Source organism: Chryseobacterium rhizoplanae (assembly GCF_900182655.1).
In the GTDB taxonomy this organism is placed as follows: Bacteria; Bacteroidota; Bacteroidia; order Flavobacteriales; family Weeksellaceae; genus Chryseobacterium; species Chryseobacterium rhizoplanae.
Window position 1 is genome coordinate 24,448 of the sequence record NZ_FXTC01000001.1, and the last position, 23,732, is coordinate 48,179.

Here is a 23,732-nt window from a genome sequence, read left to right on the forward strand (position 1 = left end):
GATTAAGAAATAATGAATTCGCGCAAGTTTAGAATTTTTAGAGAACAGGATTTATTTTTAGCGGAGAGATCCAGGTCTTGAATTTTTGTTTCTTTTGTTTCAAGACAAAAGAAATTAAAGCCAACAAAAAAATGTTTTGTCAATGAAACAACTTTTCATATTTAAAATTCTGAAAAGGGAAATATTTCTAATAATGATATTAAAGCGACATCGGAACTCGTAGCGTCAAAAAAATAACTCCTGTAAACGTTAAGAAAATTCTCCTGTCCGAAGCGCGAGACAAACTTGGAACCGATTAAGAAATACAGATTTCGCGCAAGTTTAGAATTTTTAGAGAACAGGATTTATTTTTAGCGAAGGGGTCCAGGTCTTGAATTTTTGTTTCTTTTGTTTCAAGACAAAAGAAATTAAAGCAATAAAAAAACGGTGCGTTTGTCATTTAGAATTAGGCAGATAGTTCTATGAATGACTTTAAAAACGACATCGGAACTCGTAGCGTTAAGAAAATAACTCCTGTGAACGTTAAAAAAATTCTCCTGTCCGAAGCGCGAGACGAATTCAGTACTGATTAAGAAATACAGATTTCGCGCAAGTTTAGAATTTTTTAGAGAACAGGATTTATTTTTAGCGGAGAGATCCAGGTCTTGAATTTTTGTTTCTTTTGTTTTAAGACAAAAGAAATTAAAGCAATAAAAAACGGTGCGTTTGTCATTTAGAATTAGGCAGATAGTTCTATGAATGACTTTAAAAACGACATAGGAGATCGTAGCGTCAAAAAAATAACTCTTGTGAACGTTAAGAAAATTCTACTGTCCGAAGCGCGAGCCAAACTTAGAACTGATTAAGAAATAATGAATTCGCGTAAGTTTAGAATTTTTAGAGAACAGGAATTATTTTTAGCGAAGAGGTCCAGGTCTTGAATTTTTGTTTCTTTTGTTTCAAGACAAAAGAAATTTAAAAACAAGAAAGCTGCTTCATCATGAAACAGCTTCTATATATTTAGTCTAATCTTATTTATTTCCCATCCTGCGCCCCAAACACCTTCTGCAAAATGCTTGTCGTTCTCATTGCCGGAGTATTTCTGATTCCGCTTTCTTTATCGGCAACCATTTTGAATACACCGTTGATGGTTTCTGTAGTAACATATTCGTTAAGATCTGTGGTTACAGATTGTCCTGTAAAAGTATTGTATTTTGAAATCAGGTTTTTCCAAAGCGTATCAGCACCAACTTTTCCTAATGATGCCTTTACTTTAGGCTGGAAAGCACTGAAGAGCTGGCTCTGGGTTTTCCCCTGAAGATAACTTGTTGCTGCATTATTACTGCCCAATAAAATATTTTTGGCATCTGTAATGGTCATAGAAGTAATAGCATTGGTGAAAATAGGAGCAGCTTCTGTTACGGCATCTTCAGCAGCTCTGTTTAATAATTTTACGCCTTCATCAGCAAGACTTCCCATACCGATGGAACGTAAAGTGGTATCAATCTTTCTTAATTTTTCAGGCATTAAAATTTTTACCGCTTCATTTTTGAAAAAACCATCTGTAATTGCCAGTTTTTTGACTCCGTCCGTTACTCCCAAGCTTAAGGCTTCTTTTAATCCTGAAGAAATCTGGGTAGAGGTAAGGTTTCCAAGATTGGCAGATGAATTATTAGTCTGACTGGAAGTGGTGGTTGTGGTAATGGTTTTAGTACCGTTATTTTTTACCGGAGCGTTCAGATCTACGCCTGTTTTATCTTTAACGGTAGATTTTATGATATCGAAAATCTGTGCCTGTGTTGACATTGAGAATAATAATCCGGCTGCCAGAAAAATATTTTTTTTCATCTTATTTTTTTACAAATTTAAATCTTTTAATTTTTTTAAGTCGTCAAAGTTGATCAAAAAGCAAACCATAATATGCGGAATAGATATAGAAGAATATCTAAGAAATATTTTAAACGGTAAATTGTCCACTCATAAGAATCTAAACAATTGAAAGATGCCTAAATTTTGTTTTTAAAAAGCCTCAAAGAGTTTTGAAAAATAATTATCTTAGCTCAAACCTTAACCACTTCCAATGATACGTACTTTTTTAGTGTTTTTTGTATTGATTTCAAATGTGATTTTAGCCCAAAATAAATTGAATCTAATTCCTTATCCTCAAAAAGTTGAATTTTCACAGGGTGAATTTATAATCCCTGAAACTCTGTTATTAAGCAGCAATTTACCTAAAGAAGAAACAGGGTTTTTCAAAAAAAGGTTAGGCTCTGGGTTTAAATTTCAAAACATTCAAAAAGATGGTGGAAGCCATTTGACCTATTCTATAATTCCTGTAGCTCCAACAGATGCAGAACAGAAAAAAGAACATTATTCAATAGAAATTTCTCCTAAGCAGATTCATATAAAATCTTATACTAAACAAGGTTATTTTCTGGCACTGCAAACATTGATTCAGGTTTTTGAGCAGTATAAAGAGGGTAAGAAAATTCCGGCTTTAAAAATTGAAGATCAGCCAAAATTTGCGTGGAGAGGAATGCACCTGGATGTCTGCCGCCATTTTTTCACGGAGGAAGAGGTGAAGCAGTATATAGACTATCTGGCGATGTATAAGCTGAATACTTTTCACTGGCATTTAACAGATGATCAGGGATGGAGAATTGAAATTAAGAAATATCCAAAACTGACTCAGATAGGTTCAAAACGTAAAGAATCCATGATCGGGGCTTATGTTGATAATACTTTTGACGGGAAACCTTACGGACCTTATTTTTATACTCAGGAACAAATAAAAGAGGTGGTAAAATATGCTCAGGACAGACACATCACAGTGGTTCCGGAGATAGAAATGCCGGGGCATGCTTTGGCTGCGTTATCTGCATATCCTGAACTGGCCTGCACAAAAGGCCCTTTTGAGCCTGCTACAAAATGGGGTGTTTTTGATGATGTTTTCTGCCCGAAGGATGAAACATTTACATTTTTGGAGAACGTTTTAGATGAAGTGATCAAAATATTCCCATCCCAATACATTCACATAGGCGGTGACGAATGTCCGAAAACACGATGGAAAGAATGTGCACACTGTCAGGAATTGATTAAGAAAAACAGCTTAAAAGATGAGCATGGCTTGCAAAGCTATTTTATTCAGAGAATTGAAAAATATGTCAACAGTAAAGGACGAAAAATCATTGGCTGGGACGAAATTTTAGAAGGAGGACTGGCGCCCAATGCTGCTGTGATGAGCTGGACTGGTGTAAACGGAGGTATTGAAGCTGCAAAATCAAAACATTTTGCCGTAATGACCCCTGGAGCATATTGTTATTTTGATCATTATCAGGGGGATCCGCAGTCAGAGCCTAATGCTTTTGGTGGTTTTACTCCTTTAGACAAAGTATATTCTTACAATCCTGTTCCTTCCGAACTGAATGCAGAACAGGCGAAATATATTATGGGAGTTCAGGCTAACTTATGGACAGAATATATTTTAGACTTTAAACAGGTTCAATATATGATCTTCCCAAGATTAATGGCACTTTCCGAAGTGGGCTGGGGAACATCAGACCCTAAAAATTATAAAGAGTTTGAAAACAGGGTGATCAACCAGTTTAAAGTTCTGGATAAAATGAAAGTGAACTATGCAAAAAGCATTTATAACATCACCGGAAAAGTAATTCCTTCAAATAACGGAATTGCTTATGAACTTTCTACTTCACAGAACTCAAACGGAATCAGATATACTTTGGACGGAACAGATCCTTCGATCAACTCTAAAACTTATGAGAAAGCGGTTCAGATTCCTAATTCTTTAACGATAAAATCAGCTTATTTTGAAGATGGCCAGCTGAAAAGTGCTGTTTCTACCCAACATTTTACCATTTCAAAAACTACTGGGAAAAGCATAAGTCTTGAACAGCAGCCCAGTGAAAATTATTCTTTCGGAGGTGCTTTTACTTTGGTAGATGGTATTATCGGAAATGTAAAACAGCTTGGTAAAACATGGCTTGGCTTCCAGGGTAAAGATGTTGTGGCAACCATAGATTTTGGTCAGAAAACAGTTTTTTCAGAAGTTTATTTCAATACCCTAGAAAATAAAGGAAGCTGGATCCACCTTGCAAAATCTGCAAAAATTTTCGTTTCTGATGATAATAAGAATTTTAAAATGATCAAGGAAATTGCGGCTGCAGAAATTCAAAATGCCAAAGGAAAAATCAGATTAAATGTAGGAACACAGAATGTAAAATACCTGAAAGTGAGTATAGAAAATGCAGGCATTATTCCAGCAGGAAATCCTGGAGCAGATTCAAAAGCATGGCTGTTTGTAGATGAAATTGGTGTAAATTAGCCTTATTAGAATTAAATTATGCAGAACGATACCATACTTTCTTCCGAATTTTCATCACCGGATCTGGTGGAAAAGCTGTATCAATATGGTACAACCAAAAACTACCAAGAAGGAGATATCATATTAGATGAAAATGCTTCCATCCGTTCCATTCCCATTGTAATGAAAGGAATGCTGAAAGTGGTCAGGACTGAAGAAGACGGACGTGAAATTTTACTGTACTACATCAAAGCGGGAGAAAGCTGTATTATGTCTTTTCTTGGCGGAATGCATAACGAAAAAAGCATCGTGAAAGCCGAAATCGAAGAAGATGCGGAAATCCTTTTTTTACCGGTAGACAAAGTCTCCTTATTCATTAAAGAGCATCCGGAATGGTTAGACTATATTTTCAGATTGTATCATAAAAGGTTTGAAGAACTACTGGATATCATCAATGCAATTGCTTTCAAAAAAGTAGATCAAAGACTGTTGAATCTGTTGCAGAAAAAATCAGAACTTACCCACTCTGAAACCATCAATACCACTCATGAACAGCTTGCAAATGAGCTGGGAACCGCAAGGGTAGTTGTTTCCAGACTCCTGAAACAGCTTGAAGAAGACGGAAAACTAAAGCTGGGCAGAAACAAAATCACCCTTCTGAAAACCCTCAATTCATAAACTAACCCTCATTTTAATAAAGGATACTCACATTCCTCTCCTTTGGGAGGGGTGGCAAAAATTCAGAGAATTTTTGACGGGGTGGTCAATGATCATCACAAACCAAAAGTAAAGCAATCTCAAAGTTGAAAGATTACCCTATCTCCCAACATAATCTCTTGTGCCCTTTGTAAACATATGAATGTTCATTCGTGTTAAATCTTCCTTATGTAACAAAAGTAGCTGTAGACCTCCTTTCACTTTCCCATTTTTGCATCAGAATATTTGAATAGTACAATGGAAATTATAGGATATGCAGCAGCAGTTTTAATCGGGGTTTCTCTTGGTCTGATCGGAGGTGGGGGAAGTATTCTCACCGTTCCGGTTCTTGTTTATCTCTTTGGTGTTGATGCTTTTCTGGCAACGGAATATTCCCTTTTTATAGTGGGAATAAGCAGTCTTGTTGGATCTGTTTCGTATTTTAAAAAAGGATGGGTCAATTTTAAGATGGCATTGATATTCGGAATTCCTTCTGTGATTTCTATTTTTCTGACCAGAGTATATCTTCTTCCTTTCATTCCGGAAGAGGTACTTAGAATACAAAACTTTATCATTACCAGAGACATTTTTTTATTATTGTTGTTTGCAGCACTGATGATTCTGGCTTCTTATAAAATGATAAAGGGCAATGTTTCAGAAAAATTGCCAGAAAGAGCCACAGATAAAAACAATACTTTTCTGGCAGCAGCGCAGGGTTCTGTTGTAGGTGTTCTCACCGGCCTGGTGGGAGCAGGAGGTGGTTTTATGATCATTCCGGCGTTAGTTAATCTTTTGAAAATTCCCATGAAGATTGCAATAGGAACGTCTTTAGTCATTATCTCCTTCAATTCTTTGATAGGCTTTTTTTCTTCTGTAAATCACGTAAAAATAGAGTGGGAACTATTGATTTCTGTCGCGACAATTGCTGTTGCAGGAATTATAATAGGTTCACAGCTATCAAAAAAGATAGACGGAAAAAAACTGAAACCGGCATTCGGATGGTTTATCCTGATCATGGGTATTTACATTATTACCAAAGAAATATTCCTTTAAATCTCTTATGTAACAAAAGTAGCTGTAGAGGAAAAAAGAAAGCAGGAGATTTGTATCAGATAACAACATCAAAAAATAGAGACAATGAAAATAGAACAGATTTATACAGGATGCCTGGCACAGGGAGCTTATTATATTACTTCAGCAGGAGAGGCGGCAATTATTGATCCTTTAAGAGAAACACAACCTTATATCAACAGATTGAAAGAAGATGGAGTAGAATTGAAATACATTTTTGAAACCCACTTTCACGCTGATTTTGTCAGTGGACATCTCGATTTAAGCAATAAAACCGGAGCTTCGATTGTGTATGGTCCGACCGCAAATCCTGAATTTGAGGCCATCATTGCAGAAGATCATCAGATATTTGAAATAGGAAATGTTAAAATAAAAGTCATTCATACACCAGGACATACCCTTGAGAGTTCATGCTATCTCTTGATAGATGAGAATGGAGATGAAAAAGCACTTTTCAGCGGTGACACTTTATTCCTGGGAGATGTAGGCCGTCCGGATCTTGCACAGAAAGGTGCGAATATGACCCAGGAGGAACTGGCAGGACTTTTATATGACAGTTTGTACCACAAAATTTTGCCTTTGGATGACGATATTACGGTATATCCTGCTCATGGAGCTGGCTCAGCCTGTGGTAAAAATATGCAGAAAGAAACGGTAGATACACTGGGAAACCAGAAAAAGACCAATTATGCTTTGAATCAAAAGGACAGACAGAGTTTTATAAAAGAAGTAACAGATGGACTTTTGCCTCCTCCTGCTTATTTTGGAATGAATGTTATGATGAATAAAAAAGGATACAACAGTTTTGATGAAGTTCTTTCACAAGGATTGCATGCACTGGCTCCGGAACAGTTTGAGGAAATTGCTGAAGCTTCAGGAGCTCTGATTTTAGACGTGAGAGACAATCATGAATTTGCCAAAGGTTTTATCCCGCAGTCGGTCAATATAGGACTGGACGGTGATTTTGCCCCTTGGGCAGGAGCTTTAATTGCTGATGTAAACCAACCTATTCTTCTGGTTACAGAAAAAGGAACTGAAGAAGAAGCGGTAACAAGATTAAGCAGAGTAGGATTCGATCATATTTTAGGATTTTTGGAAGGTGGTTTTAAAGCCTGGGAAATGAGTGGTAAAGAAACAGACTTTGTCAACCGAATTTCTGCAGAGCAGTTTGAAATCGAAATAAAAGAAAAAGAAGAAAAAATCATTGATATAAGAAGAGAAAGTGAATACAATGCGGAACATATTCATGAAGCCTACAGCATGCCTTTAGCGTATATTAATGAATGGATTAATAAAGTACGGACGGAAGAACATTTTTATATGCATTGTGGAAGCGGATACAGAAGTACAATGGCTGCAAGCATCCTTCAGGCAAGAGGATATAGGAATTTTACAGAAATTGAAGGAGGTTTTAAAGCCATTTCATTGACAAGTATTCCTAAAAGCGATTTTGTGTGTCAGACTAAAATTTTAAATACATTAGATTAAAAAAAATGTTGGAGATTATAAAAGAACCGTGGCCATGGTATATTGCAGGTCCATTGATTGGGCTTACCGTTCCTGCCTTATTATTGATGGGAAATAAATCCTTTGGAATCAGCTCTTCGCTGAGGCATATCTGCGCAGCTTGCATACCTGCCAATGTGAATTTTTTCAAATACGACTGGAAAAAAGAAGCCTGGAATTTATTTTTTGTAGCTGGAATTTTCTTCGGAGGAATAATAGCTGCCAATTTTTTGGTTAACCCCAATGAAATAACAGTAAATCCCAGCCTGAAAACGGAATTGGCAGGTTATGGAATTACAGATTACAGCAATCTGGTTCCGGGACAGCTCATGAACTTTGAAAGTTTGTTAACCTTGAGAGGATTTATCACAATGGTTGTTGGAGGTTTTTTAGTAGGTTTCGGAACAAGATACGCAGGAGGATGTACCAGCGGACATGCCATCATGGGACTTTCCAATTTGCAATGGCCATCTTTGGTGGCAACAGTCTGTTTTATGATCGGTGGTTTCTTAATGGCCAATTTTATTCTGCCAGTGATCCTTTCCCTGTAGGTATAATTTAAAAAAGAATTTAAGATGATAAAAGAAAAAGAACAGGATATACGTCATCAGGATGCTGTTTGTATAAACGAAAGTACACTTACTCACCGATGGTATCACAACCTGAAGTACCTTGCTGCGGGAATTATTTTTGGGATTATATTTGTGAAAGCAGAAGTGATCAGCTGGTTCAGAATACAGGAAATGTTCCGCCTGCAGTCTTTCCATATGTACGGAATCATTGGGAGTGCCGTATTGGTGGGAATGATTTCTGTGTGGCTGATCAAAAAATTCAAGATCAAGACAATATACGGTGAACCCATTACACTGGCTCCCAAGAAGTTCAATAAAGGTCAGGTTTATGGAGGATTGATATTCGGTTTTGGCTGGGCCATTACCGGAGCCTGCCCGGGACCTCTTTTTGCTCAGATCGGAACAGGAGCTTTGGCAGTATCTGTTACTTTGTTGAGTGCTGTTGCGGGAACATGGGTATATGGATATTTCAGAGATAAATTACCGCATTAAGAGGAAAATGATACTTTTTAAAACAAAATAATATGATCATTTTTTTTGGAGTAAAAATATAAAAGACTACGGATCATTTTTCTGTAGTCTTTTTGCTTTTCTACCAGCGGGAAAATTGTTAATTTGTAGGCCTAATAAACCTGATATGCAAAGCAGACGAAATTTTATAAAAAAAACCGCAGCCGCTTCTCTTGTACTCGCTGTAAATCCTTTAGATTTAATTGCTAAAGACTTCCCTGATAAAACTATAAACGTAAACAAACCGATTGTCCTTTCCACCTGGAATTTCGGATTAAAAGCCAATGAAGAAGCATGGACGGTTCTTGGTAAAGGAGGAAAGGCTTTGGATGCGGTTGAAAAAGGAGTTCGTCTTGTAGAATTAGATCCTAAAGAAAGAAGTGTTGGGTATGGAGGGCGTCCGGACAGAGATGGAAGAGTAACGCTGGATGCCTGCATCATGGATGAAAATTATAATATTGGTTCTGTTGCATGTCTGGAACATGTGAAAAACCCGATTTCTGTTGCCAGAGCGGTAATGGAAAAAACACCTCACGTAATGCTGGTAGGCGACGGAGCATTGCAGTTTGCCCTTTCACAGGGATTTAAAAAAGAAAATCTTCTTACTCCTGAATCCGAAAAAGAATGGAAAGAATGGTTAAAAACCAGTCAGTATAAACCCATTGCCAATATTGAAAACCACGATACCATTGGAATGATTGCATTGGATGCTCAGGGAAACCTTTCCGGTGCATGTACAACCAGTGGAATGGCTTTTAAAATGCACGGCAGAGTAGGAGATTCCCCGATTATCGGAGCAGGTCTGTTCGTAGATAATGAAGTAGGAGCAGCTACAGCAACAGGCCATGGCGAAGAAGTCATAAGAACGGTAGGAACCCATCTTGTAGTGGAACTGATGAGACAAGGCAGAAATCCGCAGGAAGCGTGCAAAGAAGCAGTGGAAAGAATTGTGAAAATCAATCAGAGGAGAAACAAAAACCTTAAAGATATTCAGGTAGGTTTTATCGCCATCAATAAAAAAGGAGAATATGGTTCTTACTGTATTCAGGACGGATTCAACTTTGCTGTGCATGATCAGAAAGGTAACCGCCTTGAAACTCCTGAATTTGCTTTGAAGTAATGAAAACTCAATAGGAATGGGCTTTAGCCCATTTGAACAAATCAAAGTCAATTATTGGCTTTAGCCAAAACATACAACAAATATGAAAAGAACGATTATCGCTTCTTTATGTCTGATTATTGCATGCAAAGAAGAAAAGAAGGAGATGAAAACAGCCATAGAACCACAGCAGACAGAAGAGAAAACAGGCTTGGAAAATGAGTCCAATGAAGCAGAAGATGCAAAAAAATGGTTGGAAAAAAGCATTGTCGATTATTTTAAAGCTGATATAGGAAGTGAAGAAAAGAGTATGCAGAAGATCACAACCAAAGACTATTTCGGGTATAAAACAGATGCAACAAATGTAGATATGGACGTAGATAGAAGTCTGACTGAAAAAGAATTTCAGGATAAATGGAAATCGAAATTTGATACCAATAAAGCAGGTGTCGGAGTTGGTTTCCTGATTACAGCACAGGACTGGGATAAAATTGAAGTGGAGAGCTGTGATTTAAAATCTACCTCAAAAGATGAATATATCTTTAATGTAGTGTTGACTGATAATAGTTTTAAAGCTAAATATCCGTCAGTAATAAAAGTAGTAAAACAAAACGGTTCCTTTCTGATTGCAGATGTATTGCAGGATGAACCAAAGTAGAATTAAAAAGATATATACAATGTCAAAAATAGAAATAGCGTGCTTTAATCCTGAATCAGCAATGATTGCTTTTGAAAATGGGGCTGACAGATTAGAATTATGTGACGGTCTCAGTGAAGGAGGAACCACTCCGGACTTCGAAACCATGAAAAAGCTTCGCGAAAAAATTAATATCCCGATTTTTGTGATGATCCGTCCCAGAGGAGGTGATTTTACCTATTCGGATTCAGAATTTGAACAGATGAAAAATGATCTGGTTCAGTTAAAATCTTTACAGGCAGACGGTTTCGTATTCGGTATTCTGAATGAAAATGATGAGGTTAATGTTGAACAGAATAAAGCTTTGGTTGAATTAGCTGCACCGTTTCCATGTACGTTTCACCGTGCCTTTGACCGTGCGGCAAATCTGGAAGAGTCCTTAGAAAAAGTAATTGAATGTGGTTTTACAACCATCCTTACTTCCGGCCAGAAACCCAATGTATCAGAAGGAAAAGAAAATTTGAAAAAATTGGTTGAACTCTCCGATGGAAGAATAGAAATCCTTGTTGGAGGCGGGCTTCGTTCATCCAATATTGAAGAAATAAGAGCTGTTACCAATGCAGGGTATTTCCATTCCTCAGCCATTACGGATGGTGGTGTTTTTGCGAACCCGGCTGAAGTGGTTGCGTTGAAGAGTAAGTAATGCATTATATACACTTATTTTGTTATTCCAGGCGCAGCAGGAATCTAAATTCTTATGGTAGAGATTCCTTCGTACCTCGGAATGACAAAATCAGTGGTATGGTAACAATACAAAACAAATTTATTGATGAATAGAACGATCCTTTTTGCTTTCCTTTTTATGCAGAATATCCTTTGTGCCCAGTTTTTCCAAAGAAATTTGTCTTCTGAGAACTGGCAGTTTAAAAATTCAAAAGATCAGAACTGGCTTCCTGCGAAAGTACCGGGAACCGTTCATTTGGATTTAATGGATAACAAGGTCATTCCTGATCCTTTTAAAGATGAAAATGAAAAGAAAGTACAATGGGTAGAAAATGAAGATTGGGAGTATCAGACTCAATTTTCGGTTTCATCTCAGGAATTGAAAAATGATAATATTGATTTGGTCTTTAATGGCCTGGATACATTTTCAGAAATTTATCTTAATGGTAAGCTTTTAAAGAAAACGGATAATATGTTCAGGAAATGGAATATTCCTGTGAAACAATATCTGAAACCGGGTAATAATGCATTGCAGATTAAGTTTCAATCTGCTGTTAATACCGGAAAAGATCTGGCTAAAAAAGTTCCGTTTACCATGCCGGAATCGCCAAGAAGTTTTGTAAGAAAAGCACAGTATCAGTTCGGATGGGACTGGGGACCAAGACTGGTTACTGCGGGAATCTGGAAAGATGTTACCTTAGAATTCTGGAATAATGCCAAAATTATTACCGTTAAAGATATTCAGAATAACTCTGAAAAAGCCTCTGATTTACATTTTGAAGTAGAAATTTATGCTCAAAATGCAGGGGACTACACCTTAGACCTTAATAAAATCCACCAAAAAATAGCTTTAAAAAAAGGGACTAATACAATATCAGTTCCTTATGACACAAAAGGAATGATGTTTTGGCAGCCTAACGGACGTGGTGAAGCTAATCTTTATGATTTTAAAATAAAACTTTCAAAAGACCTTAAAAATATTGATGTTAAAGACATCAGGATAGGATTAAGAACCGTAGAATTAATTCAGGAAAAAGACGAAAAAGGAAAGTCGTTCTATTTCAAAGTGAATGGAAATCCGTTGTATATCAAAGGAACCAACTGGATTCCGGGAGACAGTTTTTCACCCAGAATGAGCAAAGAAAAATATCAGAAACTGATCAAAGATACCAAAGACGCCAATATGAATATGATCCGTATCTGGGGTGGCGGTATTTATGAAGATGACGAATTTTACAAAGCCTGCGATGAAAACGGAATTTTAGTCTGGCAGGATTTTATGTTTGCAGGAAGTTTTTACCCTGCGGACGAAGCATTTTTAAACAATGTAAAAGAAGAAGTAAAAGATCAGGTCAACAGACTTCAGAATCACCCATCTATTGCTTTGTGGTGTGGGAATAATGAAATTGATGAAGCTATTGTCAACTGGGGATATCAGAAACAGTTCAACTATTCAAAAAATGATTCACTGCAGGTTTGGAAAGACTATAAAAAGTTATTTCATGATGTCATTCCCAATGCATTGGCAGAAAACCTGAAGTCAGATAAAAATATATATTGGCCAAGTTCGCCATCTATCGGCTGGGGACATAAAGAAAGCCTTACAGAAGGAGATTCTCACTATTGGGGCGTTTGGTGGGGAGAGCAGCCATTTGAAATTTACAATGAAAAAGTAGGACGTTTCATGTCTGAATACGGTTTTCAGGGAACACCAACCCTTGAAACTACCAAATCTATGTTTTCAGGTACTCCGGATTTAAATCTGCAAAATTCAACTATCAAAGCACATGAAAAACACGCCCGAGGCTGGGATATCATTAATGAATACCTGAAACGTGATTATAAAATTCCAACAGATTTTGTACAGTACAATTACGTTTCACAGCTGCTGCAGGCGAAAGGGATGCAGATTGCCATTGAAGCTCACCGCCGTGCAAAACCTTACAACATGGGAACGCTGTATTGGCAGCTCAACGACTGCTGGCCGGTAGTTTCATGGTCTTCCATTGATTATCTCGGAAACTGGAAAGCCTTCCATTATCAGGCAAAAAGAAGCTTTGAACCTGTTTTGGTATCAATCGCAGAAACCGATAAAAGCTATGACGTTTACCTGATAAGCGATCTCATGAAAGAATTGAAAGTGGATACGAAGTTTGAACTCATTGATTTTAAAGGAAAAACACTTTGGAAAGCCAATCAGTCAGATGTTGTAAATGCCGATGTAAGCAAGAAAATCAGAAGTATAAATAAATCAGAATTGGCACAGTTCAATCTATCTGAAGTCGTTTTAAAGATCAGCTCCGAAAAGGATGCAACATTTCAAAAACTGTTCTTTTTTAATAAACCTAAAGATATAAAACTCCTGAAGCCTGAGATTAAAATCAAAAAAATATCAGCCACGGAAATTGAAATAGCGACAGATATCCTGGCAAAAGACGTTTATCTGATCGGCGATACTCATTTTAGTGATAATTTCTTTGATCTGTTACCTGGAACTTCAAAAAGAATTACCCTTTCAAAACCTTTGGAAAAAATTGAAGTAATGAGTCTTTGGGATGTGATGAAGAATTAAAATTTTTCTAACGTTCTCAAGTAGTCAAACCATGTCAAGGTTCTAAACCTTGACATGGTTTATACCTAAAAAAATATAAATTTTACCCTTCCAACTCAAAAATCAGCCGTAAATTTGCATCATATTTCTTTACAGTTATGGTAAATTTTGTTCTCATTGCAGTGTGCATTATTGCAGGAATGATATTCAAAGCAACAAAATCTATCCACCCCGATGCTCACAAGGGTATCAATACCTGGATTCTTTATCTTGCTCTTCCGGCAGTTTCGTTTAAATATCTGCCTAAAGTAAAATGGACAACAGAAATGCTGTTTCCGATAGCGGCCACATTTTTAATTTCTGTGTTCTGCTTCTTCTTTATGATGTTTTATAGCAAGAGCAGGGGATATTCAAGGCGTTCCAGAAGTACTTTAGAACTGGCAAGTGGTTACAGCAATACATCATTCATAGGATTTCCCTTAATCAGTGCTTTTTATGGTGAAGGGCTTCTGAGTATTGCCATTATTTGTGATCAAACGATGTTCTTTGCCCTTTCTACCCTTGGAATTATTGCTGCTGTAAAAGGAGGAAGCAGATCAGGAAAAGTAAGCGCAGTATTTATTTTAAAAAGACTCATTACATTTCCTCCATTAATCGGTTGTATTTCTGCTCTGATATTATCGCAGTTCATTGATTTTACCGTTGCAGAACCATTTTTTGATAAGCTGGCGGCTACAGTAAGCCCGTTAGCTCTGTTTTCAGTTGGACTGCAGCTGAAATTTAACGGATGGAAAAAACTGATTCCACAGATGTCAATGTCAATGCTTTACAAGCTTATTCTGGCACCGGCAATTGTTTTGGGAATGGCTTTATTATTGGGAATAAAAGGAGATGTGGCTAAAATTACCGTATTTGAAGCCGCAATGCCTACACTGGTTACCTCCAGTATTATCGCAGAGCAGTTCAGACTCAATACAAAACTGACCAATCTGATCATCGGGGTCAGTATCATTGTAGGGTTTTTTACTTCCGCATTTTGGTATGAGATGACCGAATACTTTTTTTAACGATAAGATGGCTCTTTCTCAATACTGTCAATTGATATCGGTTTTATACGTGTTATTTGTCATTCCGTAGGAATATCTTAGCTAAGTGAAACGCCTTTGCGAACGAATTAAACCAATTAATAATACCTTTGCGAATATTGCGTTGTAATCTAGGTTTTGGCTAAAGCCAATTGAAATTTTAATTTTTATCAAACGGACTAAAGTCCGTTCCTATTGAATTATTATTGATTTTTTTTGCAAATTTCGTTGATTGGGTAGATTGTATTCCTAAAGTATATCTAATCTATTGTATTCGATAATTATTTTTAATAATACGGTTTTTACATACTGAAATCTTGAAATTCCTGTGGACATCTGAGAATGTAGGGTTAAATGTCTATTAAACGAACACGAAAGAATTTCTGTAAAGTTGCAGTTCTCTGAAGAAAAATCTAATTTTACACTTTAAATATTTCTCTTGCAATACGCTCAAATTGTTTTACCACTGAACCTCAAAGGATCTTTTACCTATAAAGTTCCCGAAGAAATGATGTCCGAAATTCAAGCCGGAATGCGTGTTCTGGTACCCTTTGGCGGGAAAAAAATCTATACCGGAATCGTATTTGAGCTTCACGACAATGCGCCGGAAAATTTTACTGCTAAAGAAATTATCAGCATGTTGGATGATAAGCCGATTGTTCCTGAAGAACAGATCCGTTTCTGGAACTGGCTTTCGGAGTATTATCTGTGCAGTCTTGGTGAAATTTACAGGTTTTCATTCCCTTCTTCTTTGAAGCTGGAAAGTGAAACTTATTTAAAATTAAAACCAGGAATAGTAGTTGATTTTGAAAACCTGGATGTCAATGAAATGTACCTGATTCAGGCACTTGAAGTCCGACAGCTGATCAACCTGACGGATATTGAGGCATTTATTCCTAAAAAAGATATTATCAAGACCATCAATTCATTGATCGATCTTCAGTATATTGAGATTGATGAAAAAATTGCTGAAAAATATAAAGCTAAAGAAGTAGCTTATGTGAGAATTAAAGATGAGGTTTTGGCCAATCAGAATCTTACGGAAATTCTTTTAAAACTAAACAGAGCCCAAAAACAGAAAGACCTGTTCCTTCTTATTTTGGAAAAACAGACAGAAAATCCTGATGCGCATATCAAAAAATCTGAGTTGTTTGAGGATGGTTATTTCGGAAGTTCTCATTTCAAACCTTTAGCAGATAAAGGTCTTGTGGAGGAGTACTACATGCAGAAAGACAGAATTGAAAGCTATGAAGGAGAAATTGAAGAGCTGGAAGAACTTTCTGAACAGCAGAAAATTGCTAAATCTGAAATTGATCAAGCTTTTGAAGAAGGAAAAAATGTGCTGCTTCATGGGGTAACTTCATCAGGAAAAACACATATTTATTTAGAAAAAATTGAGGAATGTATCAAAGAAGGGAAAAATGTTCTGTTTTTGCTTCCTGAAATTTCCCTTACCAAGCAAATTACGCAGAGATTAGAAAAAAAATATGGCAGGCAGTTAGGTTTTTACCATCAAAAGCTGACAGATTTTGAAAGAGTAGAAGTCTGGAGAAGAATCAGGCAGAATGATATCCGTATTCTGATAGGAACCCGTAATGCATTGTTTTTACCTTATCAGAACCTGGGACTTATTGTGGTGGATGAAGAGCATGATTCTGCTTACAGACCAAGGGAAGTGACGCCTTATTTCAATGCTAAAGATGCCTCATTGGTTTTAGGTGGATTTTATAATGCGGGAGTAATCCTGGGATCTGCAACACCTTCTGTTGAAAGTTACTACAGAGCTAGAAAAGATAAAATGAGGTATATTTTCCTGAATGAAAGATTTGGGAATGTGAATCTGCCGGAATATGAACTGATCAATTTCAAAGAAGCCCTGGATTCTAAAAAAGTTTCCGGAAATTTCTCTTTGAAACTTGTTGAAGAGATTAAAAAGACGGTGGATGAAAAGAATCAGGCGATTGTCCTGCACAACCGCCGCGGCTATTCCAATGTCATAGAATGTGAGAGTTGTGGCTATGTCAATTACTGCTCCAATTGTGATGTGGTGATGACTTATCACAAGGCAGCGAATGAAATGAAATGCCATTACTGCGGACAAAGAGCTTCAAAACCGAAGACCTGTCCGAAATGCAATTCTGAAAAGCTGAACGAAAGAGGTGTAGGTGTAGAGCAGATTCATGAAGAAGTTTCCAAGCTGTTTCCGGAAAATGAGGTAGACAGAATGGATGTGGATTCTATGCGTAAGAAATTTGCCTACGAAAAGCTGTATGAAAAGATTGAAGACGGAGAAACAGACATTATCGTAGGAACTCAGATGATTTCCAAAGGACTGGATTTTAATCATATTGAACTCGTTACTATTCCCAAAGCAGATTCCTTATTATATGTACAGGATTTCAGAGCAGAAGAAAGAGCTTATCAGCTGATCACTCAGGTTTCAGGAAGAGCCGGAAGGGTTTCCGGAAAAGGAAGAATTCTTATTCAGACCTTTAATCCTGATCATTCTGTATTCCAGCTGATCAAGATGAATAATCCTGCGAAGATCTATAAATATATCCTTACCGAACGCCAGAAATTCCATTATCCGCCCTTTACGAAGCTGATTATGATTGAAATGAAGCACAGAAAGGAAGATAAAGTGGACCGGGCGTCTCAGTTTTTAGGTTCCATTTTAAGAAAATATCTTCCGGAAGATTGCGTTTTAGGTCCTGAAAGAGCTCAGATTGCAAGGCTGAATAATCTGTACCAATTCCAGATTATGCTTAAGCTTCCCCGGGGGAAAAACTATGAGAAATTCAAAAACCTGGTTTTAATAAGTTTGAAAGAATTTGATGAAATCACTGCATATCAAAGCATTAAAAAAGATGTTTTTGTTGATTTTTAACAATTTTTAACAAACTTTACACTCTTTTATAACGGGTCAGTGGTCTGTTATATGACAATAATTTCTACTTTTGGACGTTGATTAAGTGTTTGGCTCTTTAATTGAATGATTTAACCTGTCATTTTTTATAGCGTCAAAACTATAGAACAAAAAGAAGATAGATGGTAAATTTCAGAAAATATATTTCAAGTGCGGCGGTGTTGGCTTCTGGTCTTTTCCTGGCTCAATCTACCGTTTCTACCGTTCTTTATTCTCAGAATTATGACAGTCAGAAAAGCAGTTTAAACCTGCCTTCACCCGTTAGTACGATGGTGGAGAAAACTGTTTTGTCAGCAAAAGAACTTGTAGATATTAATGTGAACACAATGATGGCGGATCCTGTGCTGAAAAATGCAAGCTGGGGATTCGTAGTGTACGATCCGAAAACGAAGAAAGTAATCTCTTCGTACAATGAAAATACTCCCCTGGTACCTGCTTCTACTACAAAGCTGCTTACAACAGAAACGGCATTAAACCTGCTGGGTGAAAACTACCGTTGGATGACTCAGCTGGAGTATTCAGGAACTATAGATGAAAATGGAGTTTTAAATGGAAATCTTTATGTCATAGGAAGCGGTGACCCTTCTCTGGGAACAAACAAAGCGGGTGCATCATCTTACAGAGACATTATTTCAGATTTCGTGGGTGGAGTTTCAAGAGAGGGAATCAAAAAGGTAAATGGTGATATTATCATTCAGACAGCGCTTTTCAAAGGCAATATTTCAGTGCTTCCGGAAAATGTTGTATGGCTGGAAAACAATAATTATTATCTGCCTGCAGGAAGTACCCGTGATATCAACCCGGCTAACGAAAAACTGATTGTTAAAAAAGGAAGTTTCTCTACGGATAAGAAATTTTTCTATGTTTCTCCTTACAATCATCAGATGGTATATGCTGATAAATATGAAGGAAACGGAGCTTTAACAACCAAAATTCCTGATGCTCCTGCATATCTTGCCAACTCGTTCAGAACAACATTGGTGAAAAGCGGAATCCCTGTTACCGGAAAAGTAAGTCCTAAAATGACAGATTCAGCTCCGGAAGGCAGAAAAATGCTTTCAGCTTATAAATCTCCAACTTTAAGTGACATTATTTATTATACCAATCAGCACAGTGATAATTCATTGGCAGAAGCTTTATTAAGAACCGTTGGTTATCAGAAAATGGGTGACCAGACTTCAGAATCAGGAAGAATTGTGGTGACAAATCACCTGAAGGATGCAGGTTTTGATATGAATGGTCTTAATTATATGGATGGAAGCGGGCTTTCAAGAAGCAATAATGTAACGCCTATTTCCCAGGCGAAATTTCTAACCTCTTTGATGGATCAGAAATATTACAGATCTTATTTAACTTCTCTTCCTATAGGAGGACAATCCGGAACTTTAAAAAGAATGTTCATTGGTGGAGGTAACGGACAGGTTTTTGCAAAAACAGGAACTTTGAATAAAGTAAAAACATTAGCAGGTTATCTGAAGACAAATTCCGGGAAGACATTAGTGTTTTCTTTAATGGTAAATAACTATTCCGGGTCGGTAGATATGGTGAAAAAGAGAATGGAAAAAATTCTTGAACCTGCACTGGATCTTTAAAAATTTTTTATTTTATATATTATAACAGCCTTTTAATCATTGATTAAAAGGTTTTTTTTATATTTGGTTAAATTTTTCTAAACATGACAAAATTGTACCTTTTGGTGTTGGGATTTTTATTTTCTCAGCAGTTCTATGGCCAGAAGCATGAGCAAAACATCGATATGAAAGGATTGATCGAAAAAGAGAAAAAATCCTTTACGCAAAAAATGAATATCGGGAATACGAATCCTAATACTTTGAATTACGATTTACAGTATCAAAGAATGGATGTTACGCTCAATCCGGCTTCCAATACTATTTCCGGATCGGTAACTTCTCATTTTAAGCCTACTCAGAGTATGGGAAGCATTTATTTTGATCTGACAACTTCTTTAACGGTTTCTCAGGTTAAATATCATGGTAACAACCTTGTTTTCCAGCAGCTTCCTTCCAACGAAGTGAAAATTGATTTTCAGACTCCGATAGCTGCGAATACGCTGGATTCTCTGACGATTCACTATTCAGGAATGCCGCCTAGTGCCAATGGTGCCTTTACAACAGCTACGCAGAGCGGAGTTCCGGTACTTTCTACTTTAAATGAACCTTATGGCGCACAGGACTGGTTTCCCACAAAACAAAGTCTGAATGATAAAATTGAAAGATTCGATTTCAAAATTACAACGCCATCCAATTACAGTGTTGCTGCCAATGGAAAACTAATGTCCGAAACTTTCCCTACAGGATCAACCAAGCTTACTTTCTGGAGAACGATGTATCCTACGCCGGCTTATCTTATTGCGCTGTCAATTACCAATTTTGTCAAGCTTACTGATACCATCGGAAACCCTCCGTTTCCTTTTGTCAACTATATTTATCCGTCTACGAATTCAAATGCAACCAGTATAGCCAATATTAACTGGACAAAGCAGGTGATGGATACTTTTGAAACCTATTTTGGTTCGTATCCTTTCCGTAATGAAAAATATGGCCACATGGAATTTATGTATGGTGGAGGAATGGAACATCAGACCATGTCTTCTATGGGAGGATGGAGCAAACAGTTGATTGCCCATGAGCTTACTCACCAGTGGTTTGGAGATAAAGTAACCTGCGGTGCATGGAATGATATCTGGCTGAATGAAGGTTTTGCCACTTTCGGGGAACACGTTGCCAATGAAAAGTTACTGATGACCAATACTGAGTTCCTTAATTATCTGCAAGGTCAATCCAATTATATTACAGCAAGTACAACAGGAACGGTATATGTACCAGACAGCGGACTTTCCAGCATCAATAGAATATTTGACAGCAGACTGTCTTATTCTAAAGGTGGATATGTACTGAGAATGCTGAAGTGGATTTTAGGGGATGCTGCATTTTATCAAGCCCTTAAAGATTATCATGCCAGACCGAATTTAGCCTACAGCTATGCGCGTACCGCAGATTTTAATGCTTCTCTGCTTCAGTCTACCGGAATAGATTTTACAGGATTTTTTAATGACTGGGTGTATGGGGAAGGATATCCTACCTATACTATAAAATGGATGCAGGGCGGTAATCAGGCTTTATTTAAGGTTTCTCAGACACAAAGCAGTTCTAACGTAAGCTTTTTCGAAATGCCTTTGCCTATAAAAGTAACCGGAACTTCAGGGCAGACTGCTTATCTGGTCCTTAACAATACTTCCAATAACCAAAGTTTTTTAGAATCTGTGACATTCCCTATTGCAAGTGTTCAGTTCAATTATGAGTATCAGATTCTGGAAAAAAACTCTACTGTTACTCAGGATAATACTTTAAGTGTTTCCTCTGTTGAAAAAGAAAGCTTTGGACTTTATCCAAATCCTGCTAAAAATGAAATTCATCTGAAAGGAATAACCAGATCCACAGACTTTACGATTCATGCTGTAGATGGGAAACTGGTAGGAAAAGGAACGTATCAGCCGGGTAAAGCGATCGGAATTTCAGAATTGGTTCCGGGAACTTATTTCATTACGATTGATGAAAAAAGCATCAAGTTCATCAAACATTAAAATTTAAGATTGTAAAATATCAATACATATTTTACTTATCATTAACGATAAAATAACAGGAAGCTTTCAGATCTGAAAGCTTCTTTGTTTTCTGGCAGCTTTAGCCCCTCTCTTCCGGGCTATTTTTACTTTATATCCAAACCATCTTTCTTTAAACAGTTTGCGCATGAGGTTGTCAAAATGTCTTGTGATGACCAGGTTCTTGAATCCTCTCCATTTTTCAAGAGGACTTGAAGGTAAGGCTCTCACCGAGATGGAATAACCTTCCGTATCATACTGAATATAGTGCCACCATCCTGAAGGAATATAAAGGGTTTCACCGGGATGAATCACTGCTTCATAGCCGTTTAAATAGAGTAGTGCAGGATATTTTCTGTAGTCTGGGTTTTTAATTTGGGCAAGATTGTGGAAGTTATATGGCAGCTTATACATAAAATCAGACTGTTCCCAGGGAAAAAGCCAGATTCTTTTGATTCCCTGAAACTGGGTAATGAAAACGTGTGACATATCAATGTCAATATGATTTCTGGTCACGGAACCTTCCCCTCCAAAAAACATAAAAGGAAGCCATTTTATTATTTTACCATCCGTAACATCATTGTAGATAAGATCATTTTTAAGTTCAGGTTTTATTTTTAATAAATTAAACAAAAAAAGGCGGTGTTCAGTAGGGGTGGACTGTATAAGATCGAGATATTCTGAAAATGTACTTTGTGCTATAGGATCACTTGCGACTCTGTCAAGGGAATCAAGCTCACTGCCGTAAATATTTACTTTATGATCTCCCGCAATTTCTTTGAAATATTCATAATTCCATTTTTTGAAGGCTGGGCTTTCCGGATGTATAAAATCTTCAATAATAATTGGAATTCTCGGCTTCATATGGTCCTTAATAAAGGTTTCTGAATGGATGGTCTTTATTTTTTGTACCGGCTTTAATCTCATGCTCTCAAATTTTAAACAAATATAAATATTATCCTACTAAATTTGTAGACTAATAATGTTAAAAGTGAAACCTGAATTGATTTTTTAGAATTAAACATATAAAAGGTTTTATTTTACTGCCTTTTTAGTAAATTAGCACATCTAAAAAATTACTAAAAATGATCTCTGAAAAATACCTTCAGCATTTACAGAACGAACTTCAGAATATTGAGAATGACGGACTTTACAAAAGAGAAAGAATCATCACTTCTCAGCAAAGTGCAGAAATAGAAGCCAACGGAAAAAAGCTTTTGAACTTCTGTGCGAATAATTATCTGGGATTATCCAACCACCCGGAAGTAATGAAAGCGTCTCAGGAAATGATTCAATCTCACGGATACGGGATGTCATCGGTACGTTTTATCTGTGGAACACAGGATATTCACAAGGATTTGGAGAAAAAAATCGCTGACTTTTTAGGTCTTGAAGATACCATTCTTTATGCAGCAGCATTTGATGCAAACGGTGGCGTTTTTGAACCATTGTTTACTGAAGAGGATGCTATTATTTCAGATGAACTGAATCATGCTTCTATTATTGACGGTGTTCGTCTTTGTAAAGCAGCGAGATACAGATATAAAAACAATAATATGGCGGATCTGGAAGCTCAATTGATTGCAGCTTCTGAAAAGAACCACCGTTTCAAAATTATCGTAACAGACGGAGTATTCTCAATGGACGGTATTGTTGCAGACCTGAAAGGAGTATGTGACCTTGCTGATAAATATGATGCTTTGGTAATGGTTGACGATTCCCACGCAACAGGTTTCATCGGGAAAACAGGACGTGGAACTCACGAAGCCAATGAAGTAATGGGTAGAGTAGATATCATCACTTCTACTTTAGGAAAAGCATTAGGAGGTGCTTTAGGAGGTTTTACTTCCGGTAAAAAAGAGATCATTGATATGCTGAGACAGCGTTCAAGACCTTATTTGTTCTCGAACTCTCTGGCGCCTGGAATTGTAGGAGCTGCTTTGAAAGTATTGGATATGATTTCTGATAATACTTCTCTTCGTGATCAGGTAATGGAAAATGCAGAATACTTCAGAACAGAAATGAAAGCGAAAGGTTTTGATATTCCTGACGGAGATGCTGCCATTGTTCCGGTAATGCTTTACGATGCGCCTCTTTCTCAGAAAATGGCTGAAAAGCTTATGGATGAAGGAATCTATGTAATCGGATTCTTCTATCCTGTAGTACCGAAAGGAAAAGCGAGAATCAGAGTACAGTTATCTGCTGCTCATACTAAAGAACATTTGGATAAAGCGATTGCTGCTTTTGAAAAAGTTGGAAAAGAATTAGGAGTGATTTCTTAATCATTGCGTTGATTAAAACAATAGAAATATAATGTTCGGCTCGGGCAGCTTTGCTGCCCCGAGCCGAACTATTTTTATATGAACCCGTTTTATCTATATTTTCCAAATCAAGGAAATTTATTCTTAAAAAATTATATAAAAACTTATCTTTG

Annotated in this window: 17 protein-coding genes; 15 read left to right on the plus strand and 2 right to left on the minus strand. The window is 37.0% G+C overall.

What is annotated here, in order from left to right:
* Window positions 1–1,014 precede the first annotated feature (1,014 nt).
* The gene (locus FN817_RS00090) at window positions 1,015–1,827 is read right to left on the minus strand and encodes a DUF4197 domain-containing protein (RefSeq protein WP_142716174.1); all 813 of its coding nucleotides are present in this window, start codon (window positions 1,825–1,827) and stop codon (window positions 1,015–1,017) included.
* Between the two features lie 232 nt (window positions 1,828–2,059).
* Here FN817_RS00090 and FN817_RS00095 point away from each other — a divergent pair, with 232 nt between their 5' ends.
* From FN817_RS00095 to FN817_RS00160, 14 genes are all read left to right on the plus strand, one after another.
* Window positions 2,060–4,321, plus strand: a complete 2,262-nt coding sequence (locus FN817_RS00095; RefSeq protein ID WP_142716175.1) for a glycoside hydrolase family 20 protein — start codon at window positions 2,060–2,062, stop codon at window positions 4,319–4,321.
* Between the two features lie 18 nt (window positions 4,322–4,339).
* Window positions 4,340–4,978, plus strand: coding sequence for a Crp/Fnr family transcriptional regulator (locus tag FN817_RS00100; protein WP_142716176.1), 639 nt, complete (start codon window positions 4,340–4,342; stop codon window positions 4,976–4,978).
* A 276-nt stretch (window positions 4,979–5,254) separates the two neighbouring features.
* Window positions 5,255–6,049: a sulfite exporter TauE/SafE family protein gene (locus FN817_RS00105; protein ID WP_142716177.1), complete on the plus strand. Its 795-nt coding sequence runs from the start codon at window positions 5,255–5,257 to the stop codon at window positions 6,047–6,049.
* Between the two features lie 84 nt (window positions 6,050–6,133).
* Complete coding sequence (locus FN817_RS00110) at window positions 6,134–7,555, plus strand: MBL fold metallo-hydrolase (protein WP_142716178.1); 1,422 nt, start codon at window positions 6,134–6,136, stop codon at window positions 7,553–7,555.
* A 5-nt stretch (window positions 7,556–7,560) separates the two neighbouring features.
* Window positions 7,561–8,124, plus strand: a complete 564-nt coding sequence (locus tag FN817_RS00115; RefSeq protein WP_142716179.1) for a YeeE/YedE family protein — start codon at window positions 7,561–7,563, stop codon at window positions 8,122–8,124.
* A gap of 24 nt (window positions 8,125–8,148) precedes the next feature.
* The gene (locus FN817_RS00120; RefSeq protein ID WP_142716180.1) at window positions 8,149–8,637 is read left to right on the plus strand and encodes a DUF6691 family protein; all 489 of its coding nucleotides are present in this window, start codon (window positions 8,149–8,151) and stop codon (window positions 8,635–8,637) included.
* Window positions 8,638–8,782: 145 nt separating this feature from the next.
* Window positions 8,783–9,775, plus strand: a complete 993-nt coding sequence (locus FN817_RS00125; protein ID WP_142716181.1) for an isoaspartyl peptidase/L-asparaginase family protein — start codon at window positions 8,783–8,785, stop codon at window positions 9,773–9,775.
* A gap of 82 nt (window positions 9,776–9,857) precedes the next feature.
* Window positions 9,858–10,412, plus strand: a complete 555-nt coding sequence (locus FN817_RS00130; RefSeq protein ID WP_142716182.1) for a hypothetical protein — start codon at window positions 9,858–9,860, stop codon at window positions 10,410–10,412.
* Between the two features lie 19 nt (window positions 10,413–10,431).
* A complete protein-coding gene (locus FN817_RS00135) occupies window positions 10,432–11,094 on the plus strand; it encodes a copper homeostasis protein CutC (protein WP_142716183.1) in 663 nt (220 codons plus the stop codon).
* Window positions 11,095–11,220: 126 nt separating this feature from the next.
* Window positions 11,221–13,686 carry a beta-mannosidase gene (locus FN817_RS00140; RefSeq protein ID WP_142716184.1) on the plus strand — a complete coding sequence of 822 codons (2,466 nt, stop codon included), beginning with the start codon at window positions 11,221–11,223 and terminating at the stop codon, window positions 13,684–13,686.
* Between the two features lie 137 nt (window positions 13,687–13,823).
* The gene (locus FN817_RS00145) at window positions 13,824–14,732 is read left to right on the plus strand and encodes an AEC family transporter (RefSeq protein WP_142716185.1); all 909 of its coding nucleotides are present in this window, start codon (window positions 13,824–13,826) and stop codon (window positions 14,730–14,732) included.
* A 457-nt stretch (window positions 14,733–15,189) separates the two neighbouring features.
* A complete protein-coding gene (priA, locus tag FN817_RS00150; protein WP_142716186.1) occupies window positions 15,190–17,637 on the plus strand; it encodes a replication restart helicase PriA in 2,448 nt (815 codons plus the stop codon).
* A 161-nt stretch (window positions 17,638–17,798) separates the two neighbouring features.
* Window positions 17,799–19,268, plus strand: coding sequence for a D-alanyl-D-alanine carboxypeptidase/D-alanyl-D-alanine endopeptidase (gene dacB / locus FN817_RS00155; protein WP_047423591.1), 1,470 nt, complete (start codon window positions 17,799–17,801; stop codon window positions 19,266–19,268).
* Between the two features lie 83 nt (window positions 19,269–19,351).
* Window positions 19,352–21,280 carry a M1 family aminopeptidase gene (locus tag FN817_RS00160; RefSeq protein WP_142716187.1) on the plus strand — a complete coding sequence of 643 codons (1,929 nt, stop codon included), beginning with the start codon at window positions 19,352–19,354 and terminating at the stop codon, window positions 21,278–21,280.
* A gap of 66 nt (window positions 21,281–21,346) precedes the next feature.
* Here FN817_RS00160 and FN817_RS00165 read toward each other — a convergent pair whose 3' ends face one another.
* The gene (locus tag FN817_RS00165) at window positions 21,347–22,225 is read right to left on the minus strand and encodes a cupin-like domain-containing protein (RefSeq protein WP_142716188.1); all 879 of its coding nucleotides are present in this window, start codon (window positions 22,223–22,225) and stop codon (window positions 21,347–21,349) included.
* A gap of 158 nt (window positions 22,226–22,383) precedes the next feature.
* Here FN817_RS00165 and kbl point away from each other — a divergent pair, with 158 nt between their 5' ends.
* Window positions 22,384–23,580 (plus strand): glycine C-acetyltransferase, encoded by a 1,197-nt coding sequence (kbl, locus tag FN817_RS00170; protein WP_047383271.1) that lies wholly within the window; start codon window positions 22,384–22,386, stop codon window positions 23,578–23,580.
* Window positions 23,581–23,732: the final 152 nt, after the last annotated feature.

Bases quoted from the DNA above. Each gene is read 5' to 3' on its own strand.
- FN817_RS00100 (WP_142716176.1), top strand. From the start codon at position 4,340: ATGCAGAACGATACCATACTTTCTTCCGAATTTTCATCACCGGATCTG.
- FN817_RS00125 (WP_142716181.1), top strand. From the start codon at position 8,783: ATGCAAAGCAGACGAAATTTTATAAAAAAAACCGCAGCCGCTTCTCTT.
- FN817_RS00115 (WP_142716179.1), top strand. From the start codon at position 7,561: ATGTTGGAGATTATAAAAGAACCGTGGCCATGGTATATTGCAGGTCCA.
- FN817_RS00120 (WP_142716180.1), top strand. From the start codon at position 8,149: ATGATAAAAGAAAAAGAACAGGATATACGTCATCAGGATGCTGTTTGT.
- FN817_RS00145 (WP_142716185.1), top strand. From the start codon at position 13,824: ATGGTAAATTTTGTTCTCATTGCAGTGTGCATTATTGCAGGAATGATA.
- FN817_RS00160 (WP_142716187.1), top strand. From the start codon at position 19,352: ATGACAAAATTGTACCTTTTGGTGTTGGGATTTTTATTTTCTCAGCAG.
- FN817_RS00095 (WP_142716175.1), top strand. From the start codon at position 2,060: ATGATACGTACTTTTTTAGTGTTTTTTGTATTGATTTCAAATGTGATT.
- FN817_RS00135 (WP_142716183.1), top strand. From the start codon at position 10,432: ATGTCAAAAATAGAAATAGCGTGCTTTAATCCTGAATCAGCAATGATT.
- kbl (WP_047383271.1), top strand. From the start codon at position 22,384: ATGATCTCTGAAAAATACCTTCAGCATTTACAGAACGAACTTCAGAAT.
- FN817_RS00130 (WP_142716182.1), top strand. From the start codon at position 9,858: ATGAAAAGAACGATTATCGCTTCTTTATGTCTGATTATTGCATGCAAA.
- FN817_RS00105 (WP_142716177.1), top strand. From the start codon at position 5,255: ATGGAAATTATAGGATATGCAGCAGCAGTTTTAATCGGGGTTTCTCTT.
- dacB (WP_047423591.1), top strand. From the start codon at position 17,799: ATGGTAAATTTCAGAAAATATATTTCAAGTGCGGCGGTGTTGGCTTCT.
- FN817_RS00090 (WP_142716174.1), bottom strand. From the start codon at position 1,827: ATGAAAAAAAATATTTTTCTGGCAGCCGGATTATTATTCTCAATGTCA.
- FN817_RS00110 (WP_142716178.1), top strand. From the start codon at position 6,134: ATGAAAATAGAACAGATTTATACAGGATGCCTGGCACAGGGAGCTTAT.
- FN817_RS00140 (WP_142716184.1), top strand. From the start codon at position 11,221: ATGAATAGAACGATCCTTTTTGCTTTCCTTTTTATGCAGAATATCCTT.
- FN817_RS00165 (WP_142716188.1), bottom strand. From the start codon at position 22,225: ATGAGATTAAAGCCGGTACAAAAAATAAAGACCATCCATTCAGAAACC.